The organism is Amycolatopsis ultiminotia, assembly GCF_039536925.1.
Classification (GTDB): domain Bacteria; phylum Actinomycetota; class Actinomycetes; order Mycobacteriales; family Pseudonocardiaceae; genus Amycolatopsis; species Amycolatopsis ultiminotia.
The window spans coordinates 378490-395726 of record NZ_BAAAZN010000006.1 but is presented as its reverse complement, the minus strand read 5'-3'; the positions used below and the strand labels follow the sequence as shown (position 1 = coordinate 395726).

At 71.6% G+C, this 17237-nt stretch carries 8 protein-coding genes and 1 pseudogene; 8 read left to right on the top strand and 1 reads right to left on the bottom strand.

The annotated features are described in order from the left end of the window. Positions 1-52: 52 nt before the first annotated feature. Positions 53-955, top strand: a complete 903-nt coding sequence (locus ABD793_RS16975; RefSeq protein ID WP_344860927.1) for an alpha/beta hydrolase — start codon at positions 53-55, stop codon at positions 953-955. Here the strand turns inward: ABD793_RS16975 and ABD793_RS16970 are convergent. Further along, a complete protein-coding gene (locus ABD793_RS16970; protein WP_344860925.1) occupies positions 939-1661 on the bottom strand; it encodes a TetR family transcriptional regulator in 723 nt (240 codons plus the stop codon). The genes ABD793_RS16975 and ABD793_RS16970 overlap by 17 nt on opposite strands. A 70-nt stretch (positions 1662-1731) precedes the next feature. On the opposite strand from ABD793_RS16970, the gene ABD793_RS16965 reads away from it, so the two are divergent. The 7 genes and pseudogenes from ABD793_RS16965 (at position 1732) to ABD793_RS16935 (ending at position 17217) form a co-directional block, all read left to right on the top strand. After that, a complete protein-coding gene (locus tag ABD793_RS16965) occupies positions 1732-2151 on the top strand; it encodes a hypothetical protein (protein ID WP_344860922.1) in 420 nt (139 codons plus the stop codon). 353 nt (positions 2152-2504) lie between these two features. Further along, entirely contained in the window at positions 2505-2741 is a 237-nt protein-coding gene (locus tag ABD793_RS16960; protein ID WP_344860920.1) for a hypothetical protein, read from the top strand. Positions 2742-2755: 14 nt separating this feature from the next. Continuing rightward, the gene (locus ABD793_RS16955) at positions 2756-3514 is read left to right on the top strand and encodes an ABC transporter ATP-binding protein (RefSeq protein ID WP_344860918.1); all 759 of its coding nucleotides are present in this window, start codon (positions 2756-2758) and stop codon (positions 3512-3514) included. Further along, on the top strand, positions 3511-6075 hold the full coding sequence (locus ABD793_RS16950; protein ID WP_344860915.1) for an FtsX-like permease family protein: 2565 nt from the start codon (positions 3511-3513) through the stop codon (positions 6073-6075). Before ABD793_RS16955 ends, ABD793_RS16950 begins: the two co-directional genes overlap by 4 nt. Before the next feature lie 99 nt (positions 6076-6174). Then, a complete protein-coding gene (locus ABD793_RS16945) occupies positions 6175-7077 on the top strand; it encodes a nucleotide disphospho-sugar-binding domain-containing protein (protein WP_344860913.1) in 903 nt (300 codons plus the stop codon). A 184-nt stretch (positions 7078-7261) separates the two neighbouring features. Beyond that, positions 7262-12454 (top strand): annotated as a pseudogene (locus ABD793_RS16940) (type I polyketide synthase); the annotation flags it as partial. 11 nt (positions 12455-12465) lie between these two features. Further along, the gene (locus ABD793_RS16935; RefSeq protein ID WP_425548713.1) at positions 12466-17217 is read left to right on the top strand and encodes a type I polyketide synthase; all 4752 of its coding nucleotides are present in this window, start codon (positions 12466-12468) and stop codon (positions 17215-17217) included. Positions 17218-17237 lie beyond the last annotated feature (20 nt).

Here is a 17237-nt window from a genome sequence, read left to right as displayed (position 1 = left end):
GTCGGCTGCCCCGGCATAGGGTCGGCGGACAGGACTTCACGAGGGAGACGCGATGAGCAGGCAACAGCGGGAGCAGGTCGACGCGGCGGTCCGGGCGCGTCCGGCGGGGGAACGCACATCCGTCCCGCAGTTCCGTGCCGAGTTCCGGGAACTGATGGCCAAGGCGCTGGTGCCCGGCGGGATCCGCACCGAGGAGACGAAGCTGGGCGGCCGGCGTGCCCTGCTGGTGGAGCCCGCCGCCGGTCCGGGGCCGGGCACCATCCTGTACTTCCACGGTGGTGCGTTCGTGGTCGGTGCACCCGAGACCGCGCTGTCGCAGACCGGGAACCTGGTGACCCGGACCGGCTTCCGCGCGCTTTCCCTCGACTACCGGCTGGCCCCGGAGCAGCCGTACCCGGCTGCCGCCGACGACTGCCTCAGCGCCTACCGCGACCTGCTGGAACAGGGCGTGCACCCCGGATCCATCGTGTTCGCCGGGGATTCCGCCGGCGGTGGCCTGTGCGTCACGACCTGCCTGTCCGCCCGTGCCGCGGGACTGCCGCTGCCCGCGGCGGTTGTGCTGTTCTCGCCGTGGCTGGACCTGACCCTCACCGGTGAGAGCATGGTGACCAGGGCAGCCGCCGACCCGATGTTCACCCCCGAATCCCTGTCCGGTCCCGGTGCGCTCTACCTTGCCGGGCAGGATCCGCGGAACCCGCTGCTCAGCCCGGCGGTTTCGGCCGATTTCACCGGGTTCCCGCCGCTGCTCATCCAGGTGGGCACCAACGAGATCCTGCTCGACGATTCGACCAGGGCGGCGGTGCGGGCACGGGCGGCAGGGGCGGACGTGATCCTGGACGTCGTGGCCGGCGTACCGCACGTGTTCCAGTGCTACTCCGGGATGCTCGACGAGGCCGACGAGGCGCTGGACCGGGCGGGGCTGTTCATCGGCCAGCGGGTCAGCGGACGGGACTGAGCAGGGCGGCGATTCCGTCCAGCGCGCGCTCGAGTGCGAATCCGTTCGGTGCCGGGGCGGGGAAGTGCCCCGCCTCGGCGAGACCGGCCAGATGCGGGTAGCCCTCGTCGGCCAGCCGGGGCCGCAGGAAGGTGCGGACCTCCTCGGCGGGGCTGTCCGCGGCGTCCGGTCCGGACAGCGCACGGCGGCGTTCCGCGGTGGTGTGGGCCAGATCGGTGACCAGCTCGGCACAGCCCAATGCGTCCGCTTCGGACAGCCCCGCTCCGGTCAGGGTGGCCAGCAGCAGTTCCGTCCAGCGCAACCGGTGCGGGGTCAGCCCGCCGCCGCGGTAGGGCACCTCCAGCAGCCACGGCCGGGCCGCGTACCGCTCCAGCGCGGCCGCGGCCCACGCGCGCACCCCCGCGCGCCAGTCGTCCGGCTCCGGCAGTTCCGGCGGCGGGCCGAATCCGGCGTCGGCGAGCAGCGCGATCAGCTCGTCCTTCGACCCGACGTAGCGGTACAGCGCGTTGGTGGTCAGCCCCAGCGAGGCGGCGATGTTCGGCAGCGACGCTGCGGCAAGGCCCTCGGCGTCGGCCAGTTCGACCGCGGCTGCCACCACCTCGGCGACGGTGTGCGCCGGTTTCGGGCCACGCCGCGGGCGCGGTCCGCCGAGCCACGCCGGGGCCAGGCCGGGTGGGAGATCACGCGGGTCGGGTTCGATCGGCATCTTTCGCTCCGGGACGTCCTTCAGTAAACTGTGCAAGTCTTACACTGATCTGGGCTGGGGGCGAGCGGACGTGAGCGAGACCAACCGGTTCGGATTCGGACGGGTCACCGATCTGGACCGGAAGCTGGCGGCGACCGAGATCGAGCACGCCCGCTCCGTCGGACAGTACGACGGGCAGGAAGCGGCCCGTCGGCTGGCCAGGGTGCGGCTGGCCGGTTCGCATCCGGTGCTGCGCGCCGCCGTCGAGGGCCGCACGGACGCGCCGGCGCCCGCGCTGCTCGAGGCCGCACCGCGGCTGGCCGCGGGGCTGTGGGCGTTCGTCGGCGGGGTGAACGTGCTGATCTGGTTCTTCATCGGGGTGATCGGCGGCCAATGGGATCCGCTGTGGCTGCTGTGGGTGCTGCTCGGCGGCGGAGTGCTGGTCGCGGGCGTGTGGAGCGTCCGCGACTTCGACCGCCGCACCCGCGCCGCGGCAGGCGACACCCGCTGAACGACCCCGGGCCGGGCGGGTCCGCCGGACTTCCGGACGGTTGCGCAGGGTCCGCCGGGTAGCCGGCCGGCCGGGTTGGCCGGGTGACCCGGGCGCGCAGGGTCCGCTGGGTCCGCTGGGTGAACCAGCCGGGTGGTTCGGGTTGGCCGGGTGACCCGACCGGGGCCGGATCGGCAGGTGCACCGGCCGGGACGGACCGGCTGGGCCGGGGGCGGGAGGCAACCCCTGAACCGGGTGTGCACCCCGGATCGGGGCCGGATCGGGGTCCGGGTTCCGTGTTCGCCGGATTTCCGCTAAACTGTGCAAGCCATGCACAATTAATCGACTCCGCCGAAGCCGTATTGGGGGGCCTCATGCCGGAGAGCACCGAACAGACCCGCTCCGCGAGCGGACTCGCTCGCCGGATCGTCACCATCCTCTGGGCCGTCGTCAGTGGCGTCCAGTTCGTGATCTGGCTGCTGATGAGCCTGATCAGCATGTCCTTCAAAGCACCGTTCTGGTTGTGGACGGTCGGTGTCGGCGGCGTCCTGCTCGCCTTGTGGTGGTACTTCGGCTCGGACCGCCGTGGTGCCGGGAGCGGATCGGAGTGAACGACGTGCCCACGATGACTTCTGTCGAAGCGCCGGTCCGGCTGGACGCGGTGCACAAGACCTACGGCTCCGGCGAAAGCGCGGTCGAAGCGCTCTCCGGGGTCTCCGTCGGCTTTCCCGCCGGGTCCTTCACCGCGGTGATGGGACCGTCCGGTTCGGGCAAGAGCACCCTGCTGCACTGCGCGGCCGGGCTGGACAAGCCGAGCTCGGGCCGGGTCACCCTGGTGGGGACCGACCTGAAGGGCAAGAGCGAGACCAAGCTGACCGAACTGCGCCGTCAGCACGTTGCCTTCGTCTTCCAGTCGTTCAACCTGATGCCCGCGCTCAACGTGGAGCAGAACGTCACGCTCCCGACGCTGCTGGCCGGCCGCGAGCCGGACCAGGCGTGGGTGAGCCAGGTGATCGCGCGGGTCGGGCTCTCGCAGCGGGTGAAGCACCGTCCGGGCGAGCTGTCCGGCGGACAGCAGCAGCGGGTGGCGATCGCCCGTGCGCTGGCCGCCCGCCCGCAGGTGGTGTTCGCCGACGAACCCACCGGCGCGCTCGACACGACCACCGCGCTCGAGGTGCTCGGCCTGATGCGGGAACTGGTGAGCGCGGGCCAGACCATCGTGATGGTCACCCACGATCCGGTCGCCGCGTCCTATGCGGACAACGTGCTGTTCCTCGTGGACGGACAGATCGTCACGCAGATGGCCACACCGAGCGTGGAGGCGGTGGCGGGCACCCTGGCGCAGCTGGGCGCACAGGCCAAGCAGGCCAGGGGGCAGCGGTGAATTCGCGGCGGGTGGTGCTCGGCCTCGCGCTTTCCAGCCTGCGCTACCGCGCGGCGGCGTCGCTCGCGTCGTTCGTCGCGATCCTCATCGGCTGCGGGCTGCTCATTGCGTGTGCCGGGTTGTTCGAGACGGCGATCGTGCTGAAGGCGCAGCCGCAACGGCTGGCCGCCGCGCCGATCGTGGTCGGGGGTTCTTCCGGGTTCAAGCTGCCGGACGAAGAGTCCCAGGTGGTCCCGTACGCGGAGCGGGCCGGGCTGCCCGAGGACCAGGTGGCGAAGATCGCCGCGGTCCAGGGCGTCGGGCAGGCGGTGCCGGACGTGTCGTTCGCCGCGACGTTGTTGCACGACGGTGCGCCGGTGGCCTCCGGTTCGTCCGTCCTTTCCGGACACGGCTGGGATTCCGCCGCGCTCGGCGGGTACAAGCTTTCCGAAGGGGCCGCGCCGGGCACGCCCGGTCAGGTGGTGCTCGACGCGGCGACCGCGGGCGCGGCCGGGGTGCACGCCGGCGCGAACGTGGAGCTGGCGGTCAACGGCCAGCGGCAGTCCTTCCTGGTCTCCGGCATCGCGCAGCCCTCGCAGGACGTGCAGGCGCCGGGCTTCTTCTTCTCCGCCGCGGATGCCCAGCGGTACAACCCGCATCCGGGCAGCGTCGGGCTGGTCGGGGTGTTCCCCGCCGACGGCGTGGACGCCGGGGAGCTGGCCGGAAAGCTCACCGACCAGGTTCCCGGGCTGACCGTGCTGACCGGCGACGACCGTGGCTCGGCGGAATTCCTCGGCGTGGACGCCGGGCAGCTGCCGCTGATCCTGCTCGCCGCGGTGTTCGGCGGCATGGTCCTGGTGGTGATGGCGCTGGTCGTCTCGGCGACGATCAGCCTCACCGTGCGGCAGCGGCAGCAGGAACTGGCGTTACTGCGCGCGACCGGGGCCACGCCGAAACAAGTGCACCGGATGGTGCTCGCCGAGACGATGGCGGTCGGCGTGCTCGCCGCGCTGTGCGGTGCGGTGCTGGGCAGCCTGCTCGGCGGCCGGATCTTCGCCACCAGCGTGTCACTCGGCATCGTGCCGCACGAGCTGGCGTTCACCCAGGACATCATCGCGTTCGCGGCCGGGATCGTCGCCACGCTCGCGATCACCTACGCCGCGGCGTGGTTCGCCGCGCTGTCCGCGGCGCGGACGTCGCCGATCCAGGCGCTGGCCGAATCCGCGATTCCCGGTGCGAAGGTGAACCCGTTGCGCCGGATGGGCGCGCTGGTGTTCGCCGCGGCCACCGTGTTGCTCGCCGCGACCACTTTGTTCATGCCCGCGGACACCGCGTCCGCGATCGGCGGTCCGGCGGTGCTGACCGGGGCGATCGCGGTGGCGTTGCTCGGACCGGAGATCATGGCCTGGGTGGCAGACCGGTTCGGCCCGTTCATCCGCCGGGTCGCGGGCCGCGACGCCACGCTTGCGGTGATCAACTCGCGGGCGCGGGCGGTCGCCTTCGCCGCGGTGCTCACGCCGGTCACACTCGCCAGCGCGGTCGCGCTCGGCAACGTGTACTCCGAGACCACCGCACAGAAGGCGCAGGTGGCCGCGTACTCCGATCAGCTGCAGGCGGATGCCGTGGTCACCTCGGACGCGGGCGGGATCTCCCCGGAGGAGTTCGCGCAGATCCGCGGCACGCAGGGCGTCGGCACGGCCTCGCCGCTGGTCACCAGCTCCGGCTGGATCGAGCAGCCCTACGACGGCAACGGCAGCGACCCGCTGCGCCTGCTCGGCGTGGCCGGGCAGGACCAGGGCGGCACGGTGCTCGCCACCGAGGTCACCGAGGGTTCGCTGGAGCAGTTGCGCGGCAACAGTGTCGCGCTGCCCGAGGATGTCGCCGACGACCTCGAGCTCAAGCTCGGCGACCGGATCACCATGCGGCTCGGTGACGGGGCGCAGGTGCCGGTGACCGTGGTGGCGCTGCTGGACAGCCCGTCCAGCTACGCGAGCATGGTGCTGCCCGCGGAACTGCTCACCGCGCACACCACCAGCGGGCTGGCCTCGCAGGTGCTGGTGCGGGCCGCCGAGGGCACCGACGCGGACGCGCTCGTGTCCGCACTGTCCGACCGGATCGGGAACTGGCCGGGCACTACGGTCGGCGATTCCGACGCGCTCACCGAGAGTTTCCAGGCGAGTGCCGACGTCGAGGCGCTGATCAACTACCTGCTGGCGGTACTCGCCATCGCCTACGCCGCGATCGCCGCGGTGAACACCCTCGCGGTGGCGGTACTGGCGCGGCGGCGGGAGTTCGGCGCGCAGCGGCTGGCCGGTGCGGACCGGCGGCAGGTGCGGCGGATGCTGTTCGTGGAGGGCGGCATCGTGTCGGTGACCGGGCTGGTGCTCGGGATCGTGATCTCGCTGTTCACCGTGCTGCCGATGGCGATCAGTACCGGCGAGATCATCCCGTCCGGGCCGGTCTGGGTGTTCCTCGCCGTGGTGCTGGCGATTTTCCTGATCGTATGGCCGGTCACCGCGCTCTCCGCCCGGCTGGCGATGCGGCGAAGTCCGATCGAAGCGGTGAAACTGCCGGGGCAGTAACGGTTTCTAGGGGTACGCCGGGTCGGTCCGGAGTGGATAGTCTCGCAGCCGAGAAGTCCGCACCGGGCCGGCCCGGTTTCCGTATTCTGGAGTGATCCCATGCGTGTACTCCTGGCCGCGCCGTCGTCGTCGACCCGGCTGCACACCCTGGTGCCGCTCACCTGGGCGCTGCGTGCCGCGGGGCACGACGTGAAGATTGCCGGACGTCCTTCGTTCGTCGAGGAGATCCTGCGCACCGGTTGCGTCGCGGTCGATCTCGAGGGCGGGGACGAGGCCTCGCTCGCCGAATCCGCCGCGTTGGTCGAGTTCGCGAAGCTGTGGCGGCCGGAGGTCGTGGTGTCGGATGCGCAGGCGCCGGCCGGGACCGCGGCCGCGCGGGCGGTGGCCGCGGTGGCCGTACGGCTGCTGGGTGCGCTGGACGAGCCGGATCCGGCCGAAGCAGACCTGACGCTCGATGTGGTCCCGCCTTCGCTGCGGGACCGGGAATCCCCGGGACGTTCGGTGCGGCATGTGCCGTACTTCGGCCCGGTGGTGGTGCCGACCTGGCTGCGCCGCAAAGCACGACGGAGCCGGATCCTGCTTTCCCTGACCGACGGCTCCGCGTTCGAGCCGGTGTTCGCCGCGGTGTCCGATGTGGATGCCGAGGTGGTCTGCGCGGTGGAGCCGAGCGCATTGCCCGCCGGGCTTTCGCTTCCTGCCAACGTGAAGCTGGTCGACGCTGCCCCGCCCGCGGCCGTGCTGCCGACGTGTGCGGCGGTGGTGCACGACGGCGATGCCGCGCTCGCGCTTGCCGCGGTGACCCATGGCCTGCCCCAGCTTTCGCTCAGCGCGTCCGCGCTCGGCGCGAGGGTGGCCGAAGCGCGCGCCGGACTGGTCGGTGCCGCCGAGGAGATTTCCCGGTTGGTGGCCGATGATGCGCTGCGCGCCGGTGCGGCTGCGCTGGGTGCCGAAGTGGCCGCGCTGCCCGCGCCGCACACGCTGGTCACCGGCCTCGCGGGCTGAATGTGGGGCGGTAGCGGCCCCGTTAGGGGTGGGGCGGCCATCGGTGCGTCGGTAGCGTTCCCGGCGTGGCAGCTTCCGCCCTTTCCGCGGTTAGGTGGGTCGATTCCGTGAGTACCGATTTCCTGTCCGGCGGCGCTTTCCGCATTCCCGGCACCGAGTCGGGAGGTGCGGCGTGACCGGCGAGAACGAACGCAAGCTGCTCGACTACCTCAAGCGCGCGACCACCGATCTGCGCGAGGCGAAGCGGGCGCTGCAGGATGTGCGCGAGCGCGACACCGAGCCGATCGCGATCGTCGGGATGGCCTGCCGGTATCCGGGTGGGGTGCGTACTCCGGAGGACCTGTGGGAGCTGGTGGCCTCCGGTACCGACGCCATCGGCGAATTCCCCGGCGACCGCGGCTGGCCGCTGGACACGCTCTACGATCCGGCCGGGCAACGGCCGGGCACCACCAACACCCGCGAGGCCGGATTCCTTTACGACGCCGCGGAATTCGACCCGGAGTTCTTCGGCATCTCGCCGCGTGAGGCACTGACCATGGATGCCCAGCAGCGGGTGCTGCTGGAAACCTCCTGGACCGCACTGGAACGGGCCGGCATCGTCCCGGAAACGCTGCGGGGCAGCGACACCGGCGTGTTCTCCGGTGTGATGTACCACGACTACGCGGGACACGCGGCAGCCGGCAGCGTGGTGTCCGGGCGAGTGGCTTACGCGCTCGGGCTGGAGGGCCCGGCGGTGAGTGTGGACACTGCCTGCTCGTCGTCGCTCGTCGCACTGCATTGGGCAACGCAGGCGCTGCGTCGTGGCGACTGCTCGCTGGCGCTCGTCGGCGGGGTCACGGTGATGGCCACGCCGGAGACCTTTGTGTACTTCAGTGAACAACGCGGCCTCTCCGACGACGGCCGGTGCAAGGCGTTCGCCGCGGCAGCGGACGGCACCGGCTGGGGCGAAGGCGCCGGGGTGCTCGTGGTGGAACGGCTTTCCGAGGCTCGGCGGCTCGGCCACCCGGTGCTCGCCGTGGTGCGTGGCTCTGCGGTGAATTCCGATGGCGCGTCGAGTGGCTTGACTGTCCCCAATGGACCCGCGCAGCAGCGGGTGATCCGGCAGGCGCTGGCTTCGGCAGGGCTCGCCGCCGCGGACGTCGACCTGGTCGAAGGCCATGGCACCGGTACGAAGCTGGGCGATCCGATCGAGGCGCAGGCGCTGCTGGCCACCTACGGCCGCGACCGCCAGGCCGGTGCGCCGCTGTGGCTGGGTTCGTTGAAGTCGAACGTCGGGCACACCCAGGCGGCGGCCGGCGTCGGCGGCGTGATCAAGGTGGTGCAGGCGATCCGGCACGGGGTGCTCCCGAAGACCCTGCACGTGGACGCGCCGTCGCCGCACGTGGACTGGTCGGCAGGCGCGGTGGAACTGCTCACCGAGGCGAGGACGTGGCCGGAGACCGGCCGTCCGCGCCGCGCCGGGGTGTCGTCGTTCGGCATCAGCGGGACCAACGCACATGTGATCGTCGAGCAGGCCGAGCCTGCCGATCCGGGCGGCGAGGACGTTGCGGAGCCGGCCGAGCTGCCGGTGCTCGCCTGGCCGGTGTCCGCGGACTCGGCGGACACGCTGGCCGCCCAGGCGCGCCGGCTGGCCGAACAGGTGGCGGGCTCGCCCGCCGACGTCGGATTTTCCCTTGCCACCACGCGTTCTGCGCTCGACCACCGTGCGGTCGTCGTCGGGTCGTGCACCGACGAGCTGCTGGCCGGGCTTTCCGCGCTTGCCGACGGGGACCCGAACGTGCTCCGCGACCGCCGGAACAGCGGGCGCTTGGCGTTCCTGTTCACCGGACAGGGCGCGCAGCGGGCCGGGATGGGTACCGAGCTGGCCGCGAGCTACCCGGTGTTCGCCGAAGCGCTGGACGAGGTGTGCGCCGCGCTGGATCCACACCTGGATCGTCCACTGCGGACTGTCCTGACCGATGCCGAAGCCCTGGAACAGACTGGGTATACGCAGCCTGCGTTGTTTGCGGTTGAGGTGGCGTTGTTTCGGTTGTTGTGGTCGTGGGGGGTTAGGCCGGATTGTTTGTTGGGTCATTCGGTTGGTGAGTTGGCGGCGGCGCATGTTGGTGGGGTGTTGTCGTTGTCGGATGCTGCTGTGTTGGTGGTTGCGCGGGCGGGGTTGATGCAGGCGTTGCCGTCGGGTGGTGCGATGGTGGCGTTGGAGGCGGCTGAGGATGAGGTTGTTCCGTATCTGACGGACGGGGTGGGTGTTGCTGCGGTTAATGGTCCGGGTTCGGTGGTTGTTTCTGGGGTGCGGGTGGCGGTTGATGCGGTGGTGGCGGAGTTCCCGGGGCGTAAGTCGAGCTGGTTGAGGGTGTCGCATGCGTTTCATTCGCCGTTGATGGAGCCGATGTTGGCTGAGTTTGCGGCGGTGGCGCGTGGGCTGACGTATCATCGGCCGGAGATTCCGATTGTGTCTACGGCTGGTGGTGATGTGTGTACTGCGGACTATTGGGTGCACCAGGTCCGCGCCACAGTCCGCTTCCACGACGGTGTACAGAAGCTCGTCGACGAGGGAGTACGTACCTTCTTGGAGGTCGGCCCGGCGGCCGTGCTCACCGCGGCCGGACGGTCCGGTTTCGATGACGAATCGCTCGCCTTCGTCGCGGGTCAGCGCAAGGACCGCGGGGAGGCCGAGGCGGTGGTCACCGCGGTCGGGACACTGCACACCCGGGGCGTTCCGGTGGATTGGCCGGCGTTCTTCCCCGGCGCTCGCCGGGTGGACCTGCCCACTTACGCCTTCCGCCGCACCCGCTACTGGCTGCCCGCGACGGCATCGTCAGGCGATCCGGTCGGCCACGGTCAGCAGTCCGCCGCGCATCCGATGCTGAGCGCAGTAGTCCACGTGCCGGAAACCGGGGCGACAGTCCTCACCGGACGGCTGTCCGTCGATGGTTGGGTGGCCGACCACGTGGTGCTCGGCACCGTGCTGCTCCCGGGCACGGCGTTCGTCGAGCTGGTCCACCGTGCCGCTGATGAAGTCGGGTGTGCCCGCATCGAAGAGTTGACGCTCGAAGCGCCGCTGACTCTGGCCGGGGCGGTGGCGATCCAGGTCTCGGTGGAAGCAGCGGACGAGGCCGGGCGCCGGACCGTCACCGTCCATTCGCGACCGGACAGTGCCGAGGAATGGACGCGACACGCCAGTGGTTTCGTGACTCCGGCCGCCGAACCGCCGTCGTTCGATTTCACCGAATGGCCGCCGCCGGGTGCCACGGAGGTGGAGCTCGACGATCCATACACGACACTCGCCGACCTCGGCTACGACTACGGCACGGCGTTCCAGGGCCTGCGCGCGATGTGGCGTCACGGCGAAGACACCTACGCCGAGGTCGCGCTTCCCGAGGGCGCCGAGGCGCGTGAGTACGGTCTGCATCCGGCCCTGCTCGATGCGGCCATGCACGCCCAATTGCTTGCGCCTCCTCCGGAGGACGGCGAGGCCGGCCCGATGCTGCCGTTTTCCTTCAGCGGCACGACCTTGCATTCCGCAGGCGCTTCGGCACTGCGGGTTCGAGTGTCGCCCACCGGGCCGGACACCATCACGGTGCAGATCGCCGACACCGCCGGTGTCCCGGTGCTCACCGCGGATTCGCTCGCCGCGCGGGCGATCTCGACGGACAAGTTGGCGCCCGTGCGGGATTCGCTGTACCGCGTCTCCTGGGAGCCGGTCACCGAGGCCGGCGAGACGGACGACATCCGGGTGCTCGAAGTGTCCACTTCGGAGTGCGAAGTCCCGGCTGCCGCCCGTGGGGTGGCCCGGCAGGTGCTCGCGGCGATCCGCGAGACACTCGACGGCGAAGGCCGGCTGGCGGTGGTCACGCGCGGTGCGGTGTCGGTGTCCGGTGAGGACGTCGACCCGGCGCTGGCCCCGGCATGGGGCCTGATCCGGGCAGCCGAGGCGGAAAACCCCGGCCGGTTCGTTCTCGTGGACGGCGACCCCGCCGCGGCGCTGTCCACCGGTGAACCGGAGACCGCAGTCCGCGACGGCCAGGTCTACGCGCCCCGATTCACTGCGGCCACCACAGCTTCGGCCGGAGTCAACTGGCGTGGCACAGTGCTCATCACCGGGGGCACCGGCGGTCTCGGCGCGGTCGTCGCTCGGCACCTCGTAGCCAACCACGGTGTGCGCAGGCTGTTGCTTACCAGCCGCCGCGGTCCGGACGCTCCCGGTGCGGCCGAGTTGCGGGCGGAGCTGTCCGGGCTGGGTGCACAGGTCGCGATCGAACGTTGCGACGTCACCGACGCCGGCTCGGTGCGTGCGCTGCTCGACGGCGTGGCCCCCGACGCTCCGCTGGCCGCGGTGATCCACGCGGCCGGGGTGCCCTCCGCTGGGCGGGTCGAAAGCCTCACCGAGGACGAGACCGAACGGGTTTTCGCACCGAAGGTGGACGGGGCCTGGCACCTGCACCAGCTGACGCGCGAGCTCGACGCGTTCGTGGTGTTCTCGTCCGCCGCCAGTACCGCACTGGCCGCGGGGCAGGCCGGTTACGCTGCCGCGAACGCGTTCCTCGACGAACTGGCCGAACACCGGCGTGCGCTGGGACTTCCGGCCACGTCGCTGTGCTGGGGTGCCTGGGCCGAGGACGGCGGAATGGCAGGCGAACTGGACGCCGCCGACCTGCGGCGGCTGCGGCGGCTCGGCACCCCGCCGATGGAGACCGCCGAAGCGTTGGCACTGCTGGACATCTGCCTCACCGCAGAGGACGCCGTCCTCGCGCCGGTGCGGCTGGACCGGTCCGCGTTGCGTGCCCGGACCGACAGTCTGCCGCCGGTGCTGCGTGGGTTGGTCCGCAGTGCGCCACGCCGCAGCTCGGTCCGGGCCGGCGGGGACGTCGCGACGCGGTGGGGCGCGCTGCCGGAGGAAGAGCGCGCGCCCTACCTGCTTACTGTGGTGGCCGAGGAAGTGGCCGCGGTGCTCGGGTTCGCGTCCGCGGCGGCGGTCGAGCCGGAGCGCGCGTTCCAGGAGATGGGCTTCGATTCGCTCACCTCGGTCGAGCTGCGCAACCGGCTGGGCGCGCGTACCGGACTGAAACTGACCGCGACCGTCGTGTTCGACCATCCGACGCCGTCCGCCCTCGCGCAGCGGCTGCACGATCTGCTCGGTGCGGGCTGCGGCCCCGCCGAACCGCTGCTGGCCGAGATCGACCGGCTGGAAGCGCTGCTCGGCGGCGCGGCCGGCGCGCTCAACGGCTCGACCGGCAAGGTCACCGCCCGGCTGGACGCGCTCGTACGCAAATGGGCCGACGCGCACGCCACCGGGGCCACTGAACGGGCCGATCTCGGCGAAGCCACCGACGACGAGCTGTTTGCCGTGCTGGACGACGAATTGGGCATCTCATGAACGGGCAACCCCTGAGCAACGAGGACAAGCTCCGCGACTACCTGAAGCGCGCGACGGCCGACCTGAAACAGGCCCGGCGCCGGCTGCAGGAGCTGGCGGCCGCGAGCACCGAGCCGATCGCGATCGTCGGCATGAGCTGCCGCTATCCCGGGGGCGTGCGCACTCCGGACGACCTGTGGGACCTGGTCGACGAGGGCCGCGACGTGATCGGGGAGTTCCCGGCCGACCGCGGCTGGGACGTCGAGGGCGTCTACGATCCGGTGCCGGACCGGCCCGGCAAGACCTACACCCGCCGCGGTGGTTTCCTTTACGACGCCCCGGAGTTCGATGCGGAGTTCTTCGGCATCAGCCCGCGGGACGCGCGCCGCGCCGACCCGCAGCAGCGGATCCTGCTGGAGGCTTCGTGGGAGGCGTTCGAGCGGGCCGGGCTCGACCCGCAGGCGCTCAAGGGCAGCCCGACCGGGGTCTACGCCGGGGTGATGTACCACGACTACAGCGGGGGCAGCCCGGACGGCAGCCTCGTTTCCGGCCAGGTTTCCTACACGCTCGGCCTGGAAGGCCCGTCGGTGTCGGTGGACACCGCGTGTTCCTCCTCGCTCGTCGCACTGCACATGGCGGCACAGGGGCTCCGCCGGGGTGACTGCACGCTGGCGCTCGCCAGCGGCGTGGCGGTGATGGGCACACCGGAGATGTTCGTGGACTTCTGCAGCCGTCGTGGCCTGGCTGCGGACGGACGGAGCAAGTCCTTCTCCGATGACGCCGATGGCACGTCGTGGGCCGAGGGCGTCGGTGTCCTCGTCCTGGAGCGGCTTTCCGACGCGCAGCGCAACGGTCACCGGGTGCTCGCGCTGCTGCGTGGTTCGGCGGTGAACCAGGACGGTGCCAGCAACGGCTTCTCCGCACCGAACGGTCCCTCGCAGGTGCGGGTGATCGAGGCGGCACTGGCCGATGCCGGGCTCTCGGTGTCCGATGTGGACGCCGTGGAGGCGCACGGCACCGGTACCTCACTCGGCGACCCGATCGAGGCGCAGTCACTGCTGGAGACCTACGGGAAACGCAGCAGTGGCGATCCGTTGCTGCTCGGTTCGATCAAATCGAACATGGGGCATCCGCAAGCCGCGGCCGGTGTTGCCGGGGTGATCAAGATGGTCCAGGCGCTGCGGCACGGCCGGCTGCCGCGGACGCTGCACGTCGGAACGCCGTCGAAGCACGTCGACTGGACTTCCGGCGCGGTCGAGCTGCTCACCGAACCGCGGGACTGGCCCGAGGTCACCCGCCCCCGCCGGGCCGCGGTGTCCTCGTTCGGCGTGAGCGGCACGAATTCGCACGTGATCCTCGAGCAGGCGCCATCGGAAGCCTCGCCGGCGCCCGCATCCGCGCAAGCGGTGTACCCCCTGGTGCTCTCGGCGAAGACCCCGGCCGCGCTTGCCGAGGCCGCCGGGCAACTGACCGCACATGTGGACGAGGATCTGTCCGATGTGGTGCACACCCTCGCCACCGGCCGTGCGCAGCTCGACCAGCGTGCGGTGGTTCTTGCCCAGGACAGCGGACAAGCGGCCGACGCGTTGCGCGCGCTGGCTTCCGGCGGATCGCGACCCGATGTGGTCACCGGCAACGCCGACGTACGCGGGCGCACGGTGTTCGTCTTCCCCGGCCAGGGTTCACAGTGGACCGGGATGGCGCTCGAACTGCTGGCGCAGTCGCCGGTATTCGCGGCGCGGATGTCCGAATGCGACACTGCGTTGCGGGAGTTCACCGATTGGTCGGTGCTCGCCGTGCTGCGAGGCGAGCCGGGCACACCGCCGGAGGACCGGGTCGACGTGGTCCAGCCGATGCTGTGGGCGGTGATGGTTTCGCTCGCCGCGGTCTGGCGCGCGCACGGTGTCGAGCCGGACATGGTCATCGGTCACTCACAGGGCGAGATCGCCGCTGCGACCGTCGCCGGTGCACTGTCGCTTGCCGACGGTGCCCGCGTGGTGGCGTTGCGCAGCAAGGCGATCGGGGACGTGCTCGGCGGGCGCGGCGGCGGGATGCTCGCAGCCGGCCTGCCGGTGGCGGAGCTGGTGCCACGACTCGACGCTTGGGAAGGCCGGATCTCGGTGGCGGCGGACAACGGTGCCACCTCCGCGGTGCTTTCCGGCGACGGCGATGCTCTCGACCAGCTGCGGGACCAGCTTGTCGCCGAAGGCTTCCGTGCCAAGCGGGTACCGGTGGACTACGCGTCGCATTCCGCGCACGTCGAACATCTCTCGGATCGGCTGCTCGCCGACCTCGGGCCGATCACGCCTCGCCGCGGCGAGGTCGCGATGACCTCGACGGTCACTTCGGACCCGATCGCCGAGGCGGAAGTGGACGCCGCGTACTGGTTTGCCAACCTGCGCCGTACCGTCCGGTTCGCGCCGGTCGTCGCGCAGCTGGCCGGCGCCGGCTACACCCGGTTCGTCGAGGTCAGTCCGCATCCGGTGCTCACCATGAGCATCCAGGAAACGCTGGACGAGACCGGGCACACCGGCTCGGTCGCGGGCACACTGCGCCGCGACGAGGGCGGGCTGAGGAGGTTCGCGACCTCGCTCGCGGAGTACTTCGTGCGCGGTGGCGCGGTCGGCTGGACCTCGCCGGGCGGCCGGATCGTCGATCTGCCGACTTATCCGTTCCAGCACAAGCGGTTCTGGCACGAGGAGACATCCGCGCAGCCGGTCACCGCCGCGCCGGTGGCGGACCGGGTGTTCTGGCAGCAGGTGTGCGCGGGAGACGTCGACGCACTCGCCGCCCGGCTCGGGGTTCCGGCTGCGCCGCTGGCGGAGGTCGTGCCTGCGCTCGCCGCCTGGCACGACCGCAGTACTGAACTGTCCACCGTGGACTCATGGCGATACCGGATCTCGTGGACTCCGCTGAGCACCGGGACCGGTGGCCTGCACGGGACGTGGATGGTGCTCGTGCCTGCCGGGGTCCCGGAGGCGGCCGAGGTCGCCGACGCGCTGGCCGGACACGGCGAGGTCGTCCGGCTGGTCGTGGCGGACCCGGCCGACCGCACGGCGCTGGCCGGTCTGCTGGGCGAGGCGACCGCGGTCCGGCCGTTCGACGGAGTGCTTTCGCTGCTCGCCTTCGACCGGTCGGCGCACCCGCTGGCGCCGGCCGTGGGCACGCCGGTCGCGGCGACCATCGCCCTGCTCCAGGCGCTGCGGGAGATCGACGTGGACGCCCCGGTCTGGGTCGGGACGCAGGGCGCGGTCGCGGTGGATGCGTTCTCCGACGCCGACCCGGAAACCGCAGCCGTTTGGGGCCTCGGCACTGTGGTGTCGCTCGACCAGCCCGGCAGCTGGGGCGGGCTGGTCGACTTCACCGGCGCCGCCGACGCGGCCAGGCTTGCCGTGGTGCTGTCCGGAGTGGACAACGAAGACCAGGTCGCGATCCGGCCGTCTGGGGTGTTCGCGAAGCGGATGGTGCGCGCGCCGCTCGGCTCGGACGCGCCCGAGCCGTGGACCCCGCGGGGCACCGTGCTGATCACCGGCGGGACCGGCGCGGTCGGCGCGCACGTCGCCCGCTGGCTTGCGGCTCGCGGTGCGGAACACCTGGTGCTCACCAGCCGTCGCGGCCTCGATGCCGACGGCGCCGGTGAGCTGGTCGAAGAGCTGTCCGGCACACGAGTGACGGTCGCTGCCTGCGACGTGACCGACGAGGCGGCGCTGTCGGCGCTGCTCGCCGAACACCCGCCGACGGCGGTCGTCCATGCCGCCGGGGTGCTCACCAAGGAGCCGGAGCTGGCCGAGACGAGCCCCGACGAGTTCGCGGCCGCGACGCGGGCGAAGGTGACCGGTGCGGCGTTGCTCGACCGGCTGCTCGGGGACGCCGACCTCGATGCGTTCGTGGTGATGTCCTCCGGCGCCGCTGTCTGGGGTACGTCGGGCCAGCCCGCCTACGCCGCGGGCAACGCCTACCTCGACGCGCTCGCGCGGCGCCGCCGCGCGGCCGGCCGCACGGCCACCGCGGTCGCCTGGGGTTCCTGGGGCGGCGGGGGCATGGTCGACGCCGAAGCGAGCGAGCTGCTGCGCCGCATGGGTTTGGCGGAGATGGCGCCGCGGCTTGCGGTGGAAGCGCTCGGTCAGGCCCTCGACCACGACGAAGCGCAGCTCGTGGTCGCGGACATCGACTGGGCTGCGTTCGCACCGGTGTACCAGCTCGCGCGGCCCCGGCCGCTGCTGCGCGCGCTGCCGGAGGCCGCCGCCGACCCGGTGGAGACCGGTCCGGCCGACGCGGATGACCTGGCCGCCCGGCTGCACGGGCTGCCGACGGCCGAACAGCGCCGGACGCTGCTGGAGCTGGTGCGTGGCGAGGTCGCCACGGTCGCCGGTTACGACCAAGGCGGTGCGGTCGAACCGGCCAGGGCGTTCAAGGAACTCGGGTTCGATTCGGTGACCGCGGTCGACCTGCGCAACCGGCTCGGCTCGGCAACCGGGCTGAAACTGCCCGCGACCGTGGCGTTCGACCACGTGAATCCGCAGGCGCTGGCCGAACACCTGTGGACCCGGCTGTGCGAGGGCGGTGACGAGGTCCCGCTGGAGGTCGAACTCGACCGGATCGAGGCGGTCGCGGAGAACCTGGACGCCGCGGAGATCGACCGGTCCCGGATCGTGGCCAGGCTGCAGGCGGTGGTCGCCGCACTGCACCAGACCCTGTCCGGTTCGTCGGGTGGCGCCGAAGCACTGGCCGGCGCGACCACCGACGAACTGTTCGCCCTCATCGACGACGAGCTCGGCTCCTGACCCGCTCCTGATCCTGCGAC

Bases quoted from the DNA above. Each gene is read 5' to 3' on its own strand.
- ABD793_RS16975 (WP_344860927.1), top strand. From the start codon at position 53: ATGAGCAGGCAACAGCGGGAGCAGGTCGACGCGGCGGTCCGGGCGCGT.
- ABD793_RS16970 (WP_344860925.1), bottom strand. From the start codon at position 1,661: ATGCCGATCGAACCCGACCCGCGTGATCTCCCACCCGGCCTGGCCCCG.
- ABD793_RS16960 (WP_344860920.1), top strand. From the start codon at position 2,505: ATGCCGGAGAGCACCGAACAGACCCGCTCCGCGAGCGGACTCGCTCGC.
- ABD793_RS16955 (WP_344860918.1), top strand. From the start codon at position 2,756: ATGACTTCTGTCGAAGCGCCGGTCCGGCTGGACGCGGTGCACAAGACC.
- ABD793_RS16945 (WP_344860913.1), top strand. From the start codon at position 6,175: ATGCGTGTACTCCTGGCCGCGCCGTCGTCGTCGACCCGGCTGCACACC.